At 60.0% G+C, this 20,670-nt stretch carries 19 protein-coding genes and 6 tRNA genes; 13 read left to right on the top strand and 12 right to left on the bottom strand.

Annotation, left to right across the window (positions count from 1 at the left end; all coding sequences use genetic code 11):
* Nucleotides 1-6: 6 nt before the first annotated feature.
* Nucleotides 7-1,263: an amidohydrolase/deacetylase family metallohydrolase gene (locus tag ACYVI2_RS07555; protein WP_415821088.1), complete on the bottom strand. Its 1,257-nt coding sequence runs from the start codon at nt 1,261-1,263 to the stop codon at nt 7-9.
* A gap of 400 nt (nt 1,264-1,663) precedes the next feature.
* Between ACYVI2_RS07555 and ACYVI2_RS07560 the strand changes: the two genes are divergently transcribed.
* From ACYVI2_RS07560 to ACYVI2_RS07590, 7 genes are all read left to right on the top strand, one after another.
* Nucleotides 1,664-2,173: a MarR family winged helix-turn-helix transcriptional regulator gene (locus ACYVI2_RS07560; RefSeq protein WP_415821087.1), complete on the top strand. Its 510-nt coding sequence runs from the start codon at nt 1,664-1,666 to the stop codon at nt 2,171-2,173.
* Between the two features lie 245 nt (nt 2,174-2,418).
* Nucleotides 2,419-2,494, top strand: a tRNA-Ala gene (locus tag ACYVI2_RS07565).
* A gap of 33 nt (nt 2,495-2,527) precedes the next feature.
* Nucleotides 2,528-2,603, top strand: a tRNA-Glu gene (locus ACYVI2_RS07570).
* Nucleotides 2,604-2,644: 41 nt separating this feature from the next.
* Nucleotides 2,645-2,721: transfer RNA gene (locus ACYVI2_RS07575), tRNA-Asp, on the top strand.
* Between the two features lie 61 nt (nt 2,722-2,782).
* A tRNA-Ala gene (locus tag ACYVI2_RS07580) sits at nt 2,783-2,858 on the top strand.
* Nucleotides 2,859-2,876: 18 nt separating this feature from the next.
* Nucleotides 2,877-2,952: transfer RNA gene (locus ACYVI2_RS07585), tRNA-Glu, on the top strand.
* Between the two features lie 41 nt (nt 2,953-2,993).
* A tRNA-Asp gene (locus ACYVI2_RS07590) sits at nt 2,994-3,070 on the top strand.
* A 123-nt stretch (nt 3,071-3,193) separates the two neighbouring features.
* Here the strand turns inward: ACYVI2_RS07590 and ACYVI2_RS07595 are convergent.
* Together ACYVI2_RS07595 and ACYVI2_RS07600 are read right to left on the bottom strand one after the other, a co-directional pair.
* Entirely contained in the window at nt 3,194-3,958 is a 765-nt protein-coding gene (locus ACYVI2_RS07595) for a fused MFS/spermidine synthase (protein WP_415821086.1), read from the bottom strand.
* A gap of 136 nt (nt 3,959-4,094) precedes the next feature.
* Entirely contained in the window at nt 4,095-4,988 is an 894-nt protein-coding gene (locus ACYVI2_RS07600; RefSeq protein WP_415821085.1) for a LysR family transcriptional regulator, read from the bottom strand.
* Between the two features lie 157 nt (nt 4,989-5,145).
* Between ACYVI2_RS07600 and ACYVI2_RS07605 the strand changes: the two genes are divergently transcribed.
* The 3 genes from ACYVI2_RS07605 (at nt 5,146) to ACYVI2_RS07615 (ending at nt 8,571) form a co-directional block, all read left to right on the top strand.
* Nucleotides 5,146-6,117 carry a Bug family tripartite tricarboxylate transporter substrate binding protein gene (locus tag ACYVI2_RS07605; RefSeq protein ID WP_415821084.1) on the top strand — a complete coding sequence of 324 codons (972 nt, stop codon included), beginning with the start codon at nt 5,146-5,148 and terminating at the stop codon, nt 6,115-6,117.
* 6 nt (nt 6,118-6,123) lie between these two features.
* A complete protein-coding gene (locus tag ACYVI2_RS07610; protein WP_415821083.1) occupies nt 6,124-7,326 on the top strand; it encodes a CaiB/BaiF CoA transferase family protein in 1,203 nt (400 codons plus the stop codon).
* Between the two features lie 360 nt (nt 7,327-7,686).
* Entirely contained in the window at nt 7,687-8,571 is an 885-nt protein-coding gene (locus ACYVI2_RS07615; RefSeq protein WP_415821280.1) for an HpcH/HpaI aldolase/citrate lyase family protein, read from the top strand.
* Here the strand turns inward: ACYVI2_RS07615 and ACYVI2_RS07620 are convergent.
* On the bottom strand, nt 8,566-9,642 hold the full coding sequence (locus ACYVI2_RS07620; RefSeq protein WP_415821281.1) for a sensor histidine kinase: 1,077 nt from the start codon (nt 9,640-9,642) through the stop codon (nt 8,566-8,568). The genes ACYVI2_RS07615 and ACYVI2_RS07620 overlap by 6 nt on opposite strands.
* Nucleotides 9,643-9,825: 183 nt before the next feature.
* Here ACYVI2_RS07620 and ACYVI2_RS07625 point away from each other — a divergent pair, with 183 nt between their 5' ends.
* The 3 genes from ACYVI2_RS07625 (at nt 9,826) to ACYVI2_RS07635 (ending at nt 12,994) form a co-directional block, all read left to right on the top strand.
* Nucleotides 9,826-10,518 carry a LytR/AlgR family response regulator transcription factor gene (locus ACYVI2_RS07625; RefSeq protein ID WP_415821282.1) on the top strand — a complete coding sequence of 231 codons (693 nt, stop codon included), beginning with the start codon at nt 9,826-9,828 and terminating at the stop codon, nt 10,516-10,518.
* A 437-nt stretch (nt 10,519-10,955) separates the two neighbouring features.
* Nucleotides 10,956-11,951, top strand: coding sequence for a biotin synthase BioB (bioB, locus tag ACYVI2_RS07630; RefSeq protein ID WP_460490287.1), 996 nt, complete (start codon nt 10,956-10,958; stop codon nt 11,949-11,951).
* A 173-nt stretch (nt 11,952-12,124) separates the two neighbouring features.
* Entirely contained in the window at nt 12,125-12,994 is an 870-nt protein-coding gene (locus ACYVI2_RS07635) for an EamA family transporter (protein WP_415821283.1), read from the top strand.
* 41 nt (nt 12,995-13,035) lie between these two features.
* Here the strand turns inward: ACYVI2_RS07635 and ACYVI2_RS07640 are convergent, their stop codons facing one another.
* The 8 genes from ACYVI2_RS07640 to ACYVI2_RS07675 form a co-directional block, all read right to left on the bottom strand.
* A complete protein-coding gene (locus ACYVI2_RS07640) occupies nt 13,036-13,362 on the bottom strand; it encodes an NIPSNAP family protein (protein ID WP_094822564.1) in 327 nt (108 codons plus the stop codon).
* Nucleotides 13,363-13,390: 28 nt separating this feature from the next.
* On the bottom strand, nt 13,391-13,780 hold the full coding sequence (locus ACYVI2_RS07645; RefSeq protein WP_415821284.1) for a cupin domain-containing protein: 390 nt from the start codon (nt 13,778-13,780) through the stop codon (nt 13,391-13,393).
* Between the two features lie 164 nt (nt 13,781-13,944).
* Nucleotides 13,945-15,162, bottom strand: coding sequence for an ABC transporter substrate-binding protein (locus tag ACYVI2_RS07650; RefSeq protein ID WP_415821285.1), 1,218 nt, complete (start codon nt 15,160-15,162; stop codon nt 13,945-13,947).
* A gap of 47 nt (nt 15,163-15,209) precedes the next feature.
* On the bottom strand, nt 15,210-15,917 hold the full coding sequence (locus ACYVI2_RS07655) for an ABC transporter ATP-binding protein (protein WP_460490291.1): 708 nt from the start codon (nt 15,915-15,917) through the stop codon (nt 15,210-15,212).
* The gene (locus ACYVI2_RS07660) at nt 15,910-17,685 is read right to left on the bottom strand and encodes a branched-chain amino acid ABC transporter ATP-binding protein/permease (protein ID WP_415821287.1); all 1,776 of its coding nucleotides are present in this window, start codon (nt 17,683-17,685) and stop codon (nt 15,910-15,912) included. Before ACYVI2_RS07660 ends, ACYVI2_RS07655 begins: the two co-directional genes overlap by 8 nt.
* On the bottom strand, nt 17,685-18,656 hold the full coding sequence (locus ACYVI2_RS07665; protein WP_415821288.1) for a branched-chain amino acid ABC transporter permease: 972 nt from the start codon (nt 18,654-18,656) through the stop codon (nt 17,685-17,687). The genes ACYVI2_RS07660 and ACYVI2_RS07665 overlap by 1 nt, the downstream gene beginning before the upstream one ends.
* 123 nt (nt 18,657-18,779) lie before the next feature.
* Nucleotides 18,780-19,523: an SDR family NAD(P)-dependent oxidoreductase gene (locus tag ACYVI2_RS07670; protein WP_415821289.1), complete on the bottom strand. Its 744-nt coding sequence runs from the start codon at nt 19,521-19,523 to the stop codon at nt 18,780-18,782.
* Nucleotides 19,524-19,712: 189 nt separating this feature from the next.
* Entirely contained in the window at nt 19,713-20,612 is a 900-nt protein-coding gene (locus tag ACYVI2_RS07675) for an NAD(P)-dependent oxidoreductase (protein ID WP_415821291.1), read from the bottom strand.
* Nucleotides 20,613-20,670: the final 58 nt, after the last annotated feature.

Below are 20,670 nucleotides of genomic sequence, written 5' to 3' on the forward strand. Positions count from 1 at the left end.
CGGGGCTCAGGCGGCGGCCTTCAGGACAGGCAGGATAGGCGCGTCGGCGTCGTGACGCACTCCCTCTCGCAGGCAAAACCGCGGGTTGAGCATGCGCGAGGTCACCGCCTGATTGCCTTCGTTATCGCGCAGCGTCCACTTACCCCGCTCATCGGACAGGACCGACACATCGGCCACCGCCCCGACACCGAGATGGCCGATCTCGCCCTCCATGCCTGCCAGTTTCGCGGCCTCGCTCGTCACCATCGGCACAACCTGCTCCAGCGGCACGCCGAGCGCCAGCATGCTGGTCATCGTCGACACCAGCGAAAACCGGATCGCGCTGGTGAATAGGTGGTCGCCTTCGTCCGGATGGATATCGGGCGTGGCCGGAGGATGCGGCACCTTGGTGTTATAGCCATGCATGTCCGCACCCAGCGTGTCCGGCAGAAAGCCCGCCTCCAACACGCGGCGCGCCATATCGAAACTGAAATGCGAGCCGTGGCCCACATCAATCTTCATCCCGCGCGCCACCGCTTCGCCCAGCAAAGGATGCACTTTGCCATCCGTACCAACAAATCCGCCCGGGTGTCTGCTGAACGGATGCGCCAGCACATCGCCGGGCTTGGTCAGCTCCAGCACATCACGAAAGATCGAATCGGGATCAATATCCAGACCCGAATCAGGCGACGGCCACAACTGTCCAAAATGGATATACACCGGCAAATCCGCCTCGCGGCCAATCTGCGCAGCAATGCGCATGACATCCATGCCCCAGCGCTGAAATCCGCCTAGTTCGGCATGAGCCTTGACGCCGCGCACCAGATCTTTGTTGGCCAGCGCCGCCTTGACCGTCGCATCCACATCCAGACAGGACGGACGATACAACTCGGGGTAATAGTGCCCTTCCAGCCCGCCCACCAGATACGCCGAGATAAAGGACAGCACGCGCGACGTGGCCGGCTCGGCGACGTAATGCCTGAATCCCGGAATCGTGATGCAACTGGCGCCACCCTGATCGATCAAGGTGGTGACCCCGCTTTTAATTCCGCACGTGTCTGCGTCCAACCCAAATCGGCCAGTGACATACCGATAGACATGCGCATGCGTATCGATGAGCCCCGGCAAGACCAGGTCTCCCCGGCAGTCCACTGTCGCCGTATCGGCGCCATAGGGCACGTCTATGCCAGCAACCCGTCCATCCCGTATCACCAGATCGCCGACGCGATCCACACCGTTGGCGGGATCCATGATGTGCCCGCCCAACAATACCGTTGTAACCATGACTGTTTCTCCCATCTGACCTGTCCGGCCCCGAGAGACAACAAAGCAATATGCATGCCAAATCAGCCGAACAGCCTAGCTGAAATCCTCTTAAGTCATTGATATAAAAAAACTATATTTTTATTAAAATATGTGGTGCACCACCTAATCAAGCGTTTCCCCCTATCAGAGCGGTGCACTTGGAGCGCCGACGCTGACCTATACCGCATTACTGCGGCACCACATTTGGCACCAGCATGGCGCATTTACGTGGTACACCACCTATATTGGTGCAAGGTACAGACCCAAACAGAGGCTGATATCCCTTTGTATTCTGCATAGCCAATGACAAATACGTGGTGTACCACTTACACTAATAATTCGCCCGTTGACGCATGGCGCATATGCGCCCAGTCCAGTAATGAATGATCTCAATCAGAATGCCGCCCTGCGCGCAGAACTGCAGTCCTACCAAAACCGCACGCTGCTCTACACCCGTCCCGGTTTCTTGATACGCCGGCTGCATCAAATCCACAGCTGGCTATTTTCCGAAGAAACCAGCGCGTTCAACATCACGCCGGTGCAATACAGCCTCCTGACAGCATTACGCGAGCGGGGCGAACTGGACCAGAACTCCCTGGCCTTGGATATCGGACTGGAACGCAGCAGCGTGGCCGAAGTCCTGCCCAGACTGGAGGCGCGCGGATTGATCGAACGGCATCAATCGCCGCAAGACGGCCGTGTAAAACTGGTCCGTCTGACGCGCGAAGGCCGCACACTCGTCAAACGCATGCAGCCCGCCGTGCAACGGGCCCATGACCGCACCATCGAACAATTGCCCGAGGAGGCCCGAGATCTGTTCATGCTGCAGATGGTCCGATTGGTAGAAGCCAATAACTCGCATGCCGTGGCGCCACTGCGGGTACGCTAAAGGCCTGCCCCGTCATACAGGGAAAGCTCACGCGGCCGCAAACACGTGGTGGCCGAGGGCCCAAACACTCTCCCACAACGGGGATTGCGGCCGTGACGCGGAGCGGGATCATCAGGGCCGGCACTGTGACTTGCACACACAAAAAAACTCGTGCATAATCTCGTTTCTTCGCCAACGGCACTAAACAAAACCGGCAACGACGGGAATAAAAACCCCAAAAATTGCAGATTTTGCCTTAGGGAAACGGGGGTATAGCTCAGCTGGGAGAGCGCTTGCATGGCATGCAAGAGGTCAGCGGTTCGATCCCGCTTACCTCCACCAGTCGACAGCGAAGTTGCAGTACAGTTAGTCCAAGTCCCCTTCGTCTAGAGGCCTAGGACATCACCCTTTCACGGTGAGTACAGGGGTTCGAATCCCCTAGGGGACGCCAGCTTTTTTTAGTTGGCTGCAGTATCAGTAGGTCACCGCTGCGGAGCGGTAGTTCAGTTGGTTAGAATACCGGCCTGTCACGCCGGGGGTCGCGGGTTCGAGTCCCGTCCGCTCCGCCACAGAATTCCAAGGGCCAGCGCGCTTACGCCGCTGGCCCTTCGCAGTAAAAGTAGGATGTTTGGGGGTATAGCTCAGCTGGGAGAGCGCTTGCATGGCATGCAAGAGGTCAGCGGTTCGATCCCGCTTACCTCCACCAGTTAGTACAGCAGTCCGAGTCCCCTTCGTCTAGAGGCCTAGGACATCACCCTTTCACGGTGAGTACAGGGGTTCGAATCCCCTAGGGGACGCCAGCTTTTTTTAGTTGGCTGCAGTATCAGTAGGTCACCGCTGCGGAGCGGTAGTTCAGTTGGTTAGAATACCGGCCTGTCACGCCGGGGGTCGCGGGTTCGAGTCCCGTCCGCTCCGCCACAGAATTCAACAAACGCCCCCAAACGGGGCGTTTTTGCGTTGGGGCGGCCCAGCGGCAAAAAAGCCCTTATTCAAGGGCTTTTTTTCTGCAGTAGCGCCTGCCTCACCATGAGCCCAACAGTCTCAGCGCAAAATCAGCGTCGCCTCGATCAGCTTGAAGGTCGGCTGCAATTGCCGCCATGCATCCTTGCTCATGCGCTCTGGCTTGCGCAGCGCCCTCCGCAGATCCGTGTCATCAAAACGTTCGCCCTTGCAGGCGAAAACAATGCTGTTGGTCATATCGTCGTCGATAACCTCGAATAGTGACGTGCCGAAGACCTCTCGCAGATGAGCGAGGCAGATCGGATACGACTCGCTCTCGAGATGCAGGTTTACCACCAGAATGCCATCTGGCAACAACGCCGCATCGCAATCCTCGAAAAACGTCTGTTCACACAACGCCGCCGGCATACCGCGCCCGTCATAGGCATCCACCAACAAGACATCGACCGGCTCAGGATCCATTTGCAGATACTGGCTGCCATCGGCAGCTATCACACGAAAACGCGCATCATCAGGCGGAACGTGAAAAGCGTCTCTCAACGCAATGACCTCAGGATCGATCTCCACCACATCGATCGATGCGTTGGGCAAATAGCGATGGCAAAACTTGGGTAAAGACCCGCCACCCAGGCCTATCATCAACATGCGCCGGGGATCGCTGTCGAACAGCAGAAAACCCATCATCAAGCGCGTGTACTCGAGCTCGAGAGCATGCGGATTGAGCACCGACATGATGCTTTGCACGGCAGCGGACCCCGCGAACTGCAATGTCAGCGCATCACGCGTACGGCGCAATTCGGGTGGTCCGGAATGAAAATCGGCAGGAGTGGAATCAGGCAAGGACATCGTGCATGGCGAAAGCGATCAACAACCACAGCATCTTACTGACTTTCCGCCTAACAGCACGCCTACAAGGGCCGAGCTGCACAACCGTCACCAAGACGTCACCTCAGACGCTATAGATTTTTCGAAATCGCTTTGGTTATCCCTTCGCCAGTGCAGCCTGCACCACACGATGTACCGCTCGAACCGCTGCGTCATTTGCACGCGGACGATAAGCGACCAAATTGATCGTGCGGCTCACGGCTGGATCCACAATCGGCGTGATAGCCAGCTCGCCACGCTCGAGTTCATCGCCAACGGAATGCACGGACAAAATACTCTGGCCTTTGCCCGCAGCGACGAGTTTTTTGATCGCGTAGGTCGAATCCACATCCAACAGCACCTTGGGCGCGCGGCCCACATGCTCGGAAAACGTTCTTTCAATCATCAATCGCAACGTCTGCGGAAACGCCGGCAGGATCAAAGACAACTGCGCCACCTCCGCCAACGATACAACCGCCGGTAACTGTCGTTTGAACGCAGGATCCGTGACCAAGTACAAATCCTCCTTGCCCAAACTGTGCACCGCCAAAGGCGTATTGCCCGGGACGTCATACACCACGGCCAAATCCACGCGGCCACTCTCGGCCCACTCCAGCAACGTACCGCTCATATGCTCGGTCAGCGTGAGCTTGATGTTGGGATAGCTGCGGCTGGCCTCGTCCAGCACAGTGACGCAGAACTTAGTGTTGATAGCCGTCGACATGGCCAACGTGACCTGCCCAATGGGGTTGACGTCAGAGGACTTGAAATCGTCCTGCACCGAGTCCACTCGGCGCAGGATTTCCAGGGCATGCGCTTTCAGGTGATGGCCGGCTGGAGTCAGCTCGATGCCGCGCGGCAGACGTTTGAACAGCACCTGGCCCAATTCCTCCTCCAACTGCCGCAAGCGCTGAGAAATCGCCGGCTGCGCCACATGAATCTGCGCCGCCGCGCCAGAGATACTGCCGCAGCGGATGATCGCCAGAAAATAGCGCAGTTGTGTCAGCGTCATGATGCTTTTCCGTTACCCGCACGGCCCCTGAATCCAGGGCGCCGCAGCCTGACGTCAGATCCATACATAATCATTTATATAAACCATATTTTTATACTATTTTACCTATAGCAGATTTGCATGAAGAATAGGCGAAAACATTCCGGAGACATTGATCATGTTCCTAAAGCAACTCGCCGCCGCCTTGGCCATCACCGTTGGCATGGGCGTAGCCAGCACGAGCGCACACGCAGCCTACCCTAGCCAACCCGTCAACGTCATCGTCCCGCAATCGCCGGGCGGCACCAATGACATCGTCGCGCGTCTGATTTCCGACAAACTGGCACAGAAACTCGGCCAGCCCTTTGTCGTACAAAACAAGCCCGGCGCAGGTGGCAATATCGGCACCGCCCAGGCCGCCCGTGAAAACGCCGACGGCTATACCGTCCTGTTCACAATCAGCAGTGCCCAAGCGATCAATCCGGCCATCTACAAAAATCCCGGCTTTGATCCGATCAAAGACTTTGCGCCCGTGGCCGCCGTCGGCAGCGTGCCCAACGTGCTGTGCGTCCACCCCTCATTTCCAGCCAATACCCTGGCCGAATTCATCACGCTGATAAAAGCCAATCCCGGCAAATACCAATACGCCTCGGCGGGCAACGGCACGCTCAACCACCTGCTCGGCGCCATGCTGGACGAAAAAGGCGGCCTCAAACTGGAACACATCCCCTATCGCGGCGTCGCCCCCGGCATGACCGATGTCCTCGGCGGACAGGTTCCCATCATCTTTGCCAGCCTGCCCTCTTCGATCGCCACGATCAAAGCCGGCAAACTGCGCGCCCTGGGCGTCAGCACCAAAGAACGCAACCCCGCGCTGCCGGACGTCCCGGCCATCGGCGAACAGATCCCCGGCTACAACGGCGAACTGTGGATCGCCATGTACGTACCCAAGAACACCCCCAAAGACGTCATCGACACGCTCTACAAAGCCACCGAGAGCGTATTGGCAGATCCCGACGTCAAGAAAAAATATGCCGACCTGGGCGTTGAACCGCTGAACGACAACCCCGAACAACTCGCCAAACGCCTGGACGACGACCTGAAACTCTGGAGCACCATCGTCAAATCCACCGGCGCAGAAGTGAACTAAACACCCATGACACAAACCGCTCAAACTCACGCCTTCACCCCCGACCAGGAAGGCCCGCTCAAAGACATCAAAGTCGTCGACATGTCGCGCCTGGTCGCCGGCAATATGCTGTCCGTATTCCTGGCTGATTTCGGCGCCGACGTCATCAAAGTCGAACGCCCCGAAAAAGGCGACGACCTGCGTCATTGGCGCGAAGGCGGCCAGGCGGTGTACTGGAAAGTCTACGGCCGCAACAAGCGTTCACTGGCACTGGACATCAAATCCGAAGACGGCCTGACACAGCTCAAAAAGCTGATCAAGTGCTCGCACGTGCTCATCGAAAACTTCGTGCCCGGCGGCCTCGAAAAAATGGGCCTGTCGCCCAACGTCCTGCACGCATTGAATCCTGCACTAGTCATCGCACGCGTATCAGGCTGGGGCCAAACCGGCCCCTACAGCCACAAACCCGGCTTTGGCACATTGGTCGAAGCCATGTCCGGCTACGCCTACCTGAACGGCTTCCCCGACAAGCCTCCCGCCCTGCCCCCCTTGGCCATGGCAGACATGATCGCCGGCATGTACGGCGCAGCAGGCGTCCTGACCGCATTGCGTAGCGCAGAAAAAACCGGCGTCGGCCAAATCGTAGACCTGTCGCTCTTCGAACCGATTTTTTCCCTGATCTCATCCGAAGCCGCAAAATTCCAGGCAACCGGCACGCCCACACTACGCTCGGGCAATCAGTCCGCGCACACCGCGCCGCGCAACGTCTACGTTTGCAAAGACGGCAAACACATTGCCATGTCGGGCTCCATGCAATCCATGGCCATGCGCATCTTCGACACCATCGGCATGCCCGAACTCAAGACCGACCCACGTTTTGAGAACAACGACGTGCGCGTACAAAACAAGGACCTGTTGGACGAAATCATCCAGAGCTTCGTCTCCCAGCGCGATCAAAACGACAACCTGGCCTTGTTCGAAAAAGCCGGCGTCACCGCAGGCCCCGTCTATTCCGTCGCCGACCTGATCGACCATCCCTACGTCACGGGCCGCGAAGCCATCGTCCACGTCCCCGACGCCGACATGGGCAGCGTCCCCATGCACAACATCATCCCTCGCCTATCCGCGAGCCCCGGCCTATTCCGCCGCCCCGCCCCCACCCTAGGCGAACACACAGCAGACATCCTGGCCGAACTGGAACACATCCAGTTAGCCCCCGAATCCCCCTAACGCGAAGCCGAACACGAGGGTTAACTCCAAATCCCCCGAACGCAAAACCGAACACCCGGCGACGTTCAACAATCGCCAGCAGGGGGCCGTCATATCAAGGCCGCGCCGGCCCGTAGAGTCCGCCGAACCAAGCATGCCAGGCGGGGGGCAGTCGGCTGGGCATGTTTGAGTGGAGCGCAGCGGAGCGAGTTTGCCCAGCCGCCCCGCCTGGCATGCTTGGTGAAGGGCAGTCTGGCCGCGCAGGCGGCCAGACCGGACGACAGGGCCGGCGCGGCCTTGATATGACGGCCCCCTGCGACTTAAGAACCCCACCCTCGGAAACAAGAACTCCCCACTCACTCCCCAGAAAAGAGGCCCACTATGAGCAAAGTCTTCACCTGGCGCTCCATGCTTTTCGTCCCCATCATCAACGACCGCTTCATCCAAAGCGCCCTAAAACAACCCACCGACGCCATCCAGCTAGACCTGGAAGACAGCATCGCCCTCGATCAAAAAGAACAAGCCCGCGAACGCGTCACCAGCGTCGCCAAGCTATGCCACGACCAAGGCAAAGACGTCATCGTGCGCGTCAACCGCCCCTGGCGTCAGCTGCTACGCGACATCGAAGCCAGCATAGGCCCGCACGTACAAGCCTTGACCCTGCCCAAAGTCCCCAACCCCGCCTTCGTACAATCCGTCGCAGAAATCATCGACGAATTGGAAATCGAACGCGGCATACCGCTGGGCACCACCCGCCTGATCGTCATGGTCGAAGACGCCGAAGGGCTGCACAACATGCACGACATCGCCGCCGCGCACCCACGCATCTGCGGCCTGATCGTCGGTGCCGAAGACCTCGCCGTCTCCCTGCAAATGGCCGTCACCGCCGACACCCTCTACGTACCCAACGTCATGGCCGTCGCCGCATGCCGGCGCGCAGGCATCGCCCCCATCGGCTTCGTCGGCTCAGTCGCCGACTTCGCCGACCGCGAAGCCTTTCAGAAAACCGTCGAACGCGGCGCAGCGTTGGGATTCGAAGGCGCCTTTTGCATCCATCCCGCCCAAGTCGCCATCGCCAACGCCGCATTCGCCCCCTCGTCCGAGGCCGTCACACGCGCACGCCGCCTCATCGCAGCATTCAAGGAAGAAGAAGCCAAAGGCCGCTCGGCCTGCACCTTCGAAGGCCGCATGGTCGATGCGCCCGTCGTCAAACAGGCCCAACGCATCGTAGAAAAAGGCGAGGCCTTCGGGATCGCCGGCCTATAACAACAACGGCTCGCCCTTCATACGGACCTCAGCCACAATCTTGTCCGCACGTTGTTCCAGAGAAAAACTGTGCCGATCCGGGTAACGCAACGCCAACCGGCGGCACAGATTCCCCAGCCCGCCACCGCTGCGCGCCAAATCATACGGCGCATGCAATTGTCCCGGATTGTCCACCTCGACAATCAACTCATCGCCCTGCACCCGCGTCCTGACATTAATCAAAAAATGATCGTGCTCAGAACGCATGCCATGCTTGATCGCATTTTCCACCAGCCCCTGCATCGTCATGTGCGGCACCAGTAATTCCAGCGACGCAGGATCCACCTGGCAGCGATACTCGAGCCGCTTATCAAAACGCAGCGCTTGAATGCGGATATACGTTTCCGCTGCTTCGATTTCCTCTTCCAGCCGGCACATCCCGCGCCCGCGCCGATCCAGCGAATAACGCAGATAGGCCGCCAACCCGCGCGTCATTTCCTCGGCAATCACCGGGCGATCCGTGATTTCCGCCACAATCGTATTCAACGCATTGAATAGAAAATGCGGTTCGATCTGCAGTTTCAGATATTCCAACTCCAGCCGCAACGCACGAGTCTCGGCCTTCATCTTCGAAATACGCTCAGTGCGTACTGCCAGCTCCGCCGACACGCCAAAGTAAATCAGCGTCCAGATCGACAAGATACCCATGTAGTAGATAAAGCCCAGCCGATACTGATCGACCGGCATCACATACCGGATCTCCGGGCCGAACATCTGATGTATCCCATAAGCGATGCCCGCCAGCACCGCCGACGTCGCCAGGCACAGCAACACCGCACTGGCCAGCACCTGGATCGATGCATTCGGCCTGGGATGGCGGCCATGAAGCACAGCCACGGCGCTCGTGATCGCAAACGCCAGCGGCTCCACCCCCACGGTCAGCCAAAACGCGACCGTCGCATTCGCAAACACCACCAGCCGTATACAAAAGCCGATGATCGCCAGCACGCACCACCCAACCACCTGGGCGCGCCAGAATGCCGCCGACGATTCCCCCAGGCTCAACGCCTGACCGATGGGCACAAAAATCATGAGAACATCTCCCTACACCTTATTGGCCGTACCGACTACGGGCCGCTACGGATTTCCGACAAGCTCAACATGGCCTATATTTAGCCCCTGCTGTGCAGGCGCTGCCCATTTGCGCCCTACCGTCTGGTCGCTCGCTGCCCACGCTCAGCTGGCTCGCCATCATCAGGCTCCCAAGGAGAACCAATGTTACGCGTGCTGATCATCGATGACGAAGCGCCCGCGCGCCGCTATTTGCGTCGATTGCTCGAACAATTCCCCACGGTTCAAATCGAGGGCGAAGCCGCCACCCCGGATCAAGCCCAGGCGATGATCCGCGAATTCCGCCCCGATGTCCTGTTCCTGGATATCGAACTGTCCAGCGGCACCGGATTCGACCTGCTGCCCGGACTGGATCCCTCGCCGGCCGTCGTTTTCGTCACGGCGCACGACGACTACGGTGCGCAGGCCTTCGATATCGCCGCGGTGGACTATCTGCTCAAACCCGTCAGTCCCGAACGCCTGGCCCAGACCCTGACTCGTCTGCAATCGCGCAACAGCAGCAGCGGCAACTACCTGACCACCAAGACCAAAAACGGCACGCGGATCATCAAAATCCAGGACCTGACCATCGCTCAGGCACAGGGAGACTATGTCCTGCTGTGCAGCGCCGCGCATGCCAACGAACTGATGCACATCACGCTCAAGCGCCTGGTGCCGCAATTGCCCACGCCCCCATTCTGCGCGGTCTCCCGGTCGATGATCATCAATCTGGACCATATTGCCCACGTCTCCCAACGGCCCGGCGAACAGGCCGAAATCACCTTCACTCACAGCAGCATTGCCCCCATCATCCTGGGCCGCACCGCGTCCCTGCGCCTGCGCCGCGCAATGGTGTGACATGGAGGCCATCGTCTGCGCGTCCACGTCGTCATGACTCGACATCGCGGCCACCGCCCTCGATCTACATTGCACTGTGATCTGAGACCGCGGCCAGACTGACAGTATGCCCAGCCGCAAAAGCCGGCTACTGTTTTTCGACGAATGCGCATAAACCCTCGACGAATCCATGGCCTGGCCTGCCTGTGCCGTCATGCGGCGCAGAGAAATTTTACAAAAAGACACATAAAACTCAGCAAAATTTATCCCGGAAGATCACGACACGTTAATGACCCTCCTCGCATAACACACAGCCAACCTCCGCCTACTACCACCAACACCCCATCAATTTCAGCCAAAAACCAGCCATTGCCATTCTCGGGTGCCGTTCTTACGATCCGCCGCTATTGCTCAAGCCGCAACCATTGCCGCGGCATCGTTCTCGCTGGAGGATCGCCTTGCAAATCGCCACTGTTCCCGTTTCCGATATCGCCAAACCGCTGCCTGTTCCCACCGGTATAGCCTGGCCCCACCAAGACATCCTGGCGCTGTTCGAATTGCCGTTCATGGACCTGCTGTACCGAGCCCAGCAGATTCATCGCCAACATTTCGATGCCAACGCGATCCAGCTATCCAGCCTGCTCTCGATCAAGACCGGCGGCTGCCCGGAGGACTGCGCCTACTGCCCCCAATCCGCGCACTACGACACCGGCCTCGCCGCCGACAAACTGATCCCCTTGGACGACGTCCTGCAGGCCGCCCGCGCCGCCCAGGCGGGCGGCGCGCAGCGGTTCTGCATGGGTGCCGCCTGGCGCAGCCCCAAGCCCCATCACCTGGACCAAGTCGCCGAAATGATCCGCGCGGTCAAAGCCCTGGGGCTGGAAACCTGCGTCACCCTGGGCATGCTGCGCGAAGGGCAGGCAGAGCAACTCAAAGCCGCCGGACTGGACTACTACAACCACAACCTCGATACCTCGCCGGAGTTCTACGGCCAGATCATCTCGACTCGCACCTACCAGGATCGCCTGGACACACTGGACCGCGTACGCCACGCCGGATTGAACATTTGTTGTGGCGGCATCGTCGGCCTGGGCGAATCGCGCGACGAACGCGCGGGCCTCATTGCCCAACTCGCCAACCTGACGCCCTATCCCGAGTCCGTGCCCATCAACAACCTCGTACAAGTCGAAGGCACCCCACTGGCCGGCATCGACGCCTTGGACCCATTCGAATTCGTACGCACCATCGCCGTCGCCCGCATCACCATGCCGCGCGCACACGTACGCCTGTCCGCCGGCCGCGAAACCATGAGCGACACCTTGCAAGCCCTATGCTTTCTGGCTGGCGCCAACTCGCTTTTCTGCGGCGACATGCTGTTGACCACCAGCAACCCACAGGTACAAGCCGACCAGCGCCTGATGGAACGCCTGGGCCTGCACGCCGAAGCCGCTTGATGGCTTATTCCTCGGGGTCTGCCTCATCCTTGAGTACAAGCCTAGTTCATTCTTGTCGAAGCCCGGTTCCTCGCGGTGGGAGCCTGGCTCGCCCCCTGATCACACATTTGACTCACCCCTGACGAGCCTCGCTCATCCCCCCGGACAACCATCTGACTCTCGAATCGCAGCCCATGCCTCATCTCACATCCGGACTGCTGTACCTGATCGCCAGCGTCGCCTGCAGCGTCAGCGTTGCCGTCCTGCTCAAGCTCGCTCGCCGATACGACATCGACATACGCCAAGCCATCGCCGCCAACTACGCCGTCACGGCCACACTCAGTGCGATCGTGCTGGGCCCCACGGCGGCCCAAGTCGAATCCGCCATCCAGTCCTGGCCCCTGCTGCTGGCCCTGGGCATCATCCTGCCCACAGGCTTCATCGCCATGGCGCAATCCGTGCGTCATGCCGGCATCGTCCGCAGCGACGCCGCACAGCGTTTATCGTTATTCCTGCCTTTGCTGGCGGCCTTCCTGCTATTTGGCGAAAACCTCACCTGGCATAAAGCCGCCGCCATCGCATTGGCCTTTACCGCGCTGTTTTGCGTCCTGCGCCGGCGCGACCATGCAAACGACGCCGCCGCCGGCCCGCACACCTCGATATGGCCCCTGGGCGTCTGGATCACCTACGGTCTCGTAGACATCCTATTCAAACAAGTCGCCAAAACCGGTACCGCCTTTGCCGGCGCACTCCTCATCGCCTTCATTCTGGCCGGCATCGCCATGACCGCCTACCTGCTCATCCGCCGCATCACCTGGCATCCCCGCCACCTGCTTGCCGGCGTCATTCTGGGCCTGCTGAACTTCGGCAACATCGTCACCTACATCCGCGCCCATCAATCCCTGCCCGACAACCCCGCCCTGGTCTTCGCCTCCATGAACATGGGCGTCATCGCAGTAGGCACAGTAGTAGGAGCGCTGGCCTTTCGCGAGCCACTCAGCCGCATCAACATATTGGGCCTATTGATCGCGGCAGCGGCCATTTTCCTGATGATGCCCGCTTGAGCCACGAATCGTCTCTTGCCACCGCGCGCGCCGCCGGTCGATCAACGCATGGGAGAATAATCGGTCGGGACGAGAATATGGTTTTCGACGCGCTCCACGATGGGCTTCTCGGCTTCGCTGGCGGCCCGTTTGGCGATCCACTCGGGATCGGCTTGAAAGGCGTTCCACTTGCGCTCTCGTTCGTCGAGGCTTTCCCATTCCAACAAGTATGTCAGCGCGTGGTTGCTGGGACCGATCAGCGTTGTCCAGAACCCGATGGGCTTGATGCCGTATTTCTTGAAGAAATCCAGCGTCGTCTTGGTAAAGCGCTCGTGCAGCGCCGGCAGGCGACCTGGCAAACAATGGTAAATACGCGTTTCGATAATCATGACGTCTCCTTGCGGTATCAAATGTGGCTCAGCGTTGCGCTTTGGGGTACTCGGACTGGGGCAATTCCTCCTGCCAATCCGCCTTGCCCAGCGAGATGGCCAAGTGTGTCATGAACGTATCGGCGGCCGCACCATGCCAATGACGTTCGTTGGGCCGAATCCAGACCACGTCGCCTTGGCGGATTTCCTGAGGCTCGTCACCATCGGTGCATATCCAGCCGCGGCCGGATGTCACATGCAACACCTGGCCGTCTTCATGGGTATGCCAGAATGTACGCGCGCCCGGCGAAAAAAATACGTGATTGATGCCAACGTTGTCCTCAGGGGGCATGACCGGATCAGCCCACACAACCCCTGTGAACGTCGCACCGCGTTGCTCGGAGGGCTTGCCCTGATCTCTGCCGTGAAATACTTGCATGACGTTTTACTCCTCTGTTGAAGCGCTTTTCGAACGAACACCGCCGACACGTCGCCGATGGCGTCCACCACACGATTGCCGAGCACGGAACCGATCAGATTGCCGCATAACATTACCTCCAACGCCATCGATGCGCCATCATGTGCCGCCATGGCGAGAGCCTGTTATTTGCCGGGCCAAATCGGCTGGGCAACGGCCTGTTCCTGCGGGAATACGGTCACCGGCACACCGTCCTGCCACTGGATCACGGTAAGCGTCGCGCCGATGCGGTGCCCCGCCTCATCAAACTTGATCTCTCCCCCTGGAAAGTACCGGCTGGGACCTTCGTCCAGGGTGTGCATCGCCTGCCCGACCGCCTCGCGATCGGCCTTGCCGGCGCGTTCCAAGGCCGCCTTCATGATCCACATATCACCATAGGTCGAGATGGCGTTCTGCGTCATCCACGGTTCTTTGTATTCGGTCTTCATCCGCTGGATCAGGGCTTCCTGGCCCTTGGCTCCCCAATTGCCCACGGCCGACATAACGCCATTGAGCAACGCCGGACTGACGGTGTTCAGCACTTCGGGCTCGGCGATGGCGATGCCAAAAGAAATCACCGGCACCTTTACATTGGTCTCGTTCATCTTTTCAAGGATGAGCTTGGCATCGGAGATCACGGTGGGCAGGAAAAACAGCAGATCGGGACGCCGCGAACGCACGCGCTGGATCAAGGATGACGCGTCCGCCAGCGGAGGCGTGAAAGTCTCGTCGACAACGAGCTCCAAGCCATTTTTCTTCAAAAGGCCATCTTTCAGGGCCTTGACCGTCGACAGCGAGGCGGCGGTATTGTCGGTCACGATGGCCACCGTCTTGGGTCGCTTGCCCGAGGCCTGCTGCGCCAGGTCCAGGATGCTGGGCAGCGCGATCTCGGCCTGCTTGCCGGCTGGCGCCGAGGTCTGAAACACGTACTTGAATCCGCGCGAAGTGATCAGGTCGGAATACGACAACGTCAGCATCGGCAGCTCGGCACGCTCAGTCACCTCGGTTGCGGCCAAGGTGAATGAGCTCAGGTAGGCGCCCGTCGCTGCGACCAGGCCGGGATAATCGGCCACCATTCGTTCCGCTGCACTTTTGGCCTTTTCGGTGGAGTCGCCGGAATCCACCACGATCAGCTTCAGCTTGGCACCGTCCAGCGCCTTGATTCCACCTTGGTCGTTAATGTCTTTGACACCCATCTCAGCGCCCATACGCATGACTTGGCCATAACGCGCGTAAATACCCGACATGGGCGCGATCAGGCCGACGCTCACGGGGGCCGGTTCGGCCAGGGCGCTGCCGCCCAGCAACAAACTAGCGCCCAAGGCCATACTCACGACACTGGCCACCATGGATTGCTTTTTCATGTTGATCTCCTCGCTTTTCTTCCGCCTTGGTTCGGGCGGCATGTGTGCTACATCCCAAGATAGGCGCGACGCACCCGGTCATCAGCCTGCAGTGTTTGATGCGTACCTTCCAACACCACGCATCCGGTTTCCAGCACATAGCCCCGGTCGGCATATTGCAGCGCTTCCGCTACACGCTGCTCCACTAACAGGAGGGTCAGATTCGCCTCTCGGCGAATGTCGATCAGGCGTTCAAAAATAAAATCGGCGATGGCGGGCGACAGCCCCATTGACGGCTCATCAAGCATCAACAAGCGTGGCGACGATGCCAGCCCGCGGCCAATGGCCACCATTTGCTGCTCGCCTCCCGACAGCGTGCCCGCCAATTGCCGGCTGCGCTGTTTGAGCACGGGAAACCACGCATAGATGCGTTCCAGGTTGCTTTCCCAATCGCGCCGGCCGGCCGCGGTATAAGCGCCCATTTCCAGGTTTTCCAACACACTCATCGAGGCGAACACTTGCCGCCCCTCGGGCACGTGGGCGATGCCCAAGTGAGGCCGCCGATCGCTGGGCACGGTCAACAGGTCCCGCCCATCGAAACGAATGCTCCCCGAACGGGCCGACACGCTGCCGGAAATGGTCTTGAACAAGGTGCTTTTGCCTGCGCCGTTTGGGCCGACAACAGAGATGAACTGCCCCTCGTCAACGACCACCGACACCCCCTTGAGCACCGGCACCGCGGAATAACCGGCCGTCAGTTCATTGATTTCAAGCAGCATGTTGCGCGCTCCACTTCTTGCCCAGATAGGCCTGCACCACTTGCGGATCTTGCGTGATCGACTGTGGGTCGCCACGGGTCAGCACCTGCCCATGATCCAGCACCAGGAACTCATCGACCAGATGCACCATGGTCTGCATGGTGTGCTCGATGATGACAATCGTGACGCCCTCGGCCGAGAGCGCGTGGATCGCATCGACAATGTCATCGACCTCGCCGTGCCCCAGGCCCGCCAGGGTTTCATCCAACAGCAACAACTCGGGTTGCCCGGCCACCGCGCGAGCCAGCTCCATCAGTCGCAATTCACGGGTGGTCAGCAGTGCAGCGATTTTGTCGGCGCAATCGGACAGACCGACCCGCGCGATGGCCTGCGCCGCGAACGCCTCGGCCTGCACCTCATTTTTGGCGCTCACGTAGGCGCCCACCTTGACGTTCTGCGCCACCGTCAGCCGCATGAAAGGCCGCATTATCTGGAAAGTTCGCCCCACCCCCGCCGCGCACAATACGTGCGGTTTGCGGCCCGCCATATCCACACCATTGACGATCACCTTGCCCGTATCCGGCTGCAAAAAACCGTTGAGCAGATTGAACAACGTGGTCTTGCCCGCGCCATTGGGGCCGATAATGCCCAGGATCATGCCTCGTCGCACCGAAAAGCTGACATCCTGCACGGCCTTGAGTCCGCCAAAGCTGCGCGAGACAGACTGTACGTCGAGAATGATGTCGTCGGCCGATATCGCAGGCCGCACCGGCCGCGGCGGCTTGGTGGGCCGTTGTGCAGAAGCAGTCTGTTCTAACGGCGCAGCTGGCGTTGGCGCGCGATGGCGCCGTTGCAACATGTCGCGCAGTTTCCAGAACACGCCTTCCGGCGCCACCAGAATCACGGCGATGATAGCAACGCCCAGGATCACACCCTGAATACCCGGATAGGTCGAGCCCAGCTCGGCATGCAGGATCTCGCCCAAGGGTACCAGAATGGCCGCGCCGATGATTGGTCCCCACACCGTCCCCACGCCACCGAACATCGATACCGTGAGCGCCTGCGCCGACACCAGCATGCCAAACACCGACACCGGCGTGACCACCAGCAGCACCACGGCGTAAAACGCCCCCGTGACGCCAGCAATGGCTCCGCTCAACGTGATGGCGCGCAATTTCCAGCGCAGCGTGTCGATACCGGCGGCTTCAGCCGCGGCTTCGTTTTGCTTGATGGCGATGAGCGCCATACCAAATCTCGTTCGCTCCACATACAGGGTGATCTGCACAAACACCAGCAGCATGATCAGGCCAACCACCGTGTAGTAACGCCGGTCGGCAAACTGCATATACAGCGCCGGATGCTCGCGCTGCATCGGAAAGGTCACTTCCTGCAGCCCCAGCCACTCGAACACATATAACAATGCCAGTGGATACGCCAACATCGCCAGCGCGAAATAATGCCCGCGCAACCGGAACGTCGGCAGCCCCACCAGGATTCCGGCCACCGCGCCGATCACACCGGCCAGCGGCAACATCACCCAGGGCGACAGGCCCAGATAGACTTGTCCCAATACCGCCGCGTAGGCTCCCAGGCCAAAAAATGCGGCATGGCCAAACGAGACCAGGCCCGTATAGCCGCTCAGCATGTTCCACGACAGGCCAAAGCACGCCCACACCAGCACCAGCGTAAAGATCAGTTGATGGTACGCATTGCTCGCCAGCAACGCGGCGGCCAAGTAGATTGCGGCGACCAGCAGCAACGTCAAAGAAGTCGGCAATCGTTTCATCAGGTTCGCTCCGACACGCGGCCGAATAGTCCTTGCGGCCGCAACATCACGATCAACAGAAAGAACACGAAAATCGCCGCGTTCTGCAATTGCGTGGGCAGCACCAGCGACGACAACTGCTGCACCAGTCCAATCACCATGCCTCCCCAGAACGCGCCAAAGATGCTGCCTATGCCACCCAGCACCACGCCGGCGTACATGATGATCACGTACTCCAGGCCGACAAAAGGATGAAACGGAAAGTTGGTCGCCAAGAGGCCGCCGGCCAGCGCAGTCACGCAGGTGCCCAACGCAAAGGCGATGCGGTACGAACGGTTGACGTCGATGCCCATGTAGGAGGCGGCGACCGGATTGTCGGCCGAGGCGCGCAAGGCCTTGCCAAGCCGACTGCGCGTAATCAATGCGCCGAGCACCACAATGGCGGCCACAGAGATCAACGCCGCCACTGCCCGGCCCTTGTTGGCGAACACGCTGACGTAGTCTCCCCATAGCGGTCCGATTTCCCAGGCACTGCTCGACAACGGCGTGCGCAACGACACCAGTTGCGGACCGAACACCATCATGCCGCCGTTTTGCAGAATCAGGGCAATGCCCAGCGTCAGCACCAGTTGAGCGTAATGACCATCGCCATCGAGCGCCGCACCGCGCCGGCCCGTGACGCGCGAAATCAAGAGCCGGTGCGCCAGATAGCCCACCCCGAACATCACAGGCACCGCCAGCAACACCGAGACATAGGGCCCCAGCACAGAGCCCGCCAGCCAGTGCGCACCCAACAGGATGAAAAAGTAGTACGTCACATACATCCCGAGCATCATGAAATCGCCCTGGGCGAAATTGATGACGCGCATGATGCCGAAGATCATTGCCAATCCGACGCACATCAATCCATATAGCCCACCCACCAGCACACCAGCGGTGAGTGCCTGCAAGAATGCTTCGAGATGAATTTGCAGTTCTGTCATGTCCATCATGTCAGGCCTCGTCCCAGGTCGGTGTCGTATCCGGCCGCAAGGCGCAGAATTGCCCGCGCTGCGCCCGCGCCTTGTCTGTCAGGAAGCGTCATCCTGCTCCCCTCGGGAACGTGCGAATCCGCGTTAGTAGCCGAGGACAGTCATGGCGCCGTCCACTTTGAGCGTGACCCCCGCCACCGTCGCGCTGGCGGACGAAGCCAGAAACACAGCGACTTCGCCAATATCCTCGCTGGTCGACAACCGATTCAGCGGCGTGCGGCGTCGACGCGTGGCCCAGCCTTCCTCGGAAATCACCGAACTCGCCCCCGGCGTGATCACGGGCCCGGGCGCCAGCGCATTGACGCGGATACCGTGCCCGCCCAATTCGACGGCCTGTTGCCGGGTCAGGGTGTCCAGAGCGCCCTTGATAGCGCTATAGACCGCCGCGTTCTTGATCGATACCGACACGGCCACCGACGAGAGATTGATGACAGAACCTCCGCCCCGTGAGATCAGGTGCGGCGTGGCAGCCTGCAACGACCACAGCGCGCCCTTCAGCCCGACGTCGATCATTTTGCAGACCTGCTCCTCGGACATTTCCACCAGCGGCGCGTAGTGGAAATAGGCCGCGTTGTTCACCAAAATGTCCAACCCGCCCGATTGATCCGCATAGGCATCGATCACGCGCTGCACTTGTGCGCGATCAGATACATCGCAAGGCAGCGCCTGGACGTCCTCAAGCTCCTGCTCGGCCTCGGCCAACAAGTCCGCGTTGATATCCAGTAATCCCACTTTGGCACCCTCGCGGGCATAGGCTCGCGCGATAGCTCGGCCGATGCCGCCCGCGCCACCGGTGATGATCGCGACTTTTCCTTCCAGCACTCCCATACCACCGTCTCCTTTTCCCGCGCGCCGGTCAGGATGTTGCCGACGTATCGAGGGCTTCATATATTTTGTATTCTTGTAATATAGACTGATTGTATGATTGAATGGTGAATAAATTGGGATTTTGCCTACGGATTTACCCTGATCCGACTACTTCGTATGGGTCGTGCGGCTGGACGTCGCGCCTGCCTCCTAGGATTTCGCACGCACTTTCACGCCGGCCCAATCCTCCACCACGCGGGCCACATCGGTATAGTCCGCGTCCTGGCCGCAGATAGCGGTGGTCATCACCAGCATCTCGCGCACAGATGATCCCACCACCATCGGCACGCCGTGGCGCTCGGCCTCTTCCAGGCACAGGCGCACATCCTTGTGTGCCAGGCGGACCGCAAAGCCCACATTGAACGTGCCAGTCAGCACCGCCTTGGGGAATTTTTCCATGGTGGCGGAGTTACGGCCGGAGCCCGCATTGATTACGTCGATCATGACGCTCGGGTCCAAGCCCGCCTTGACTCCCAGCGCCATGGCCTCTGACGTAATGGCAACAGCGGTCGCCGACAGCAGATTGTTCGCCAACTTCATCACCTGAGCCTGGCCTGCCTCGGAGCCGAGATAAAACGGCTTGCCGAAATGGCCTAACACCTGTCTCAACGCCTCGTAGCGCGCCGGCGCGCAAGCGACCATGACCGCCAGCGTGCCGCGTTCGGCCCCGGTCGGACCACCGCTGATGGGCGCATCGACGTACTCGATACCCTGCTCAGCCAGAATGTCGAACGCGCGCTGCGCCGCGGCGGGACCGATGGTCGACAAATCCACCACGCACTTGGCGCGATTCGCCCACGCCAGGCCCTGCTCGCCACTCAGCACACGCTCGACCACCTTGCCATCGGGCAGGCTCAGGAATACCACATCGGCCGCGTTGCCCACACCCTGAGCGCTGTCGTGAGCCACGGCGCCGTGCTCCACCAAGCGGCGCATCACCGCTGGATCGCTATCGGTCACGTGAAGCACGTTGCCCGCATCGAGTAAACGCTTCGCCATGGGGCCGCCCATATTTCCCAATCCAATGAATCCGTAAATCGTCTCACTCATATCTGTCCTCCAATTGTGTTGATCCAGAAAACCGCGTCCACGCTACGCCATCGCGTTG

The sequence above is a fragment of the Bordetella tumbae genome (genome assembly GCF_054780995.1).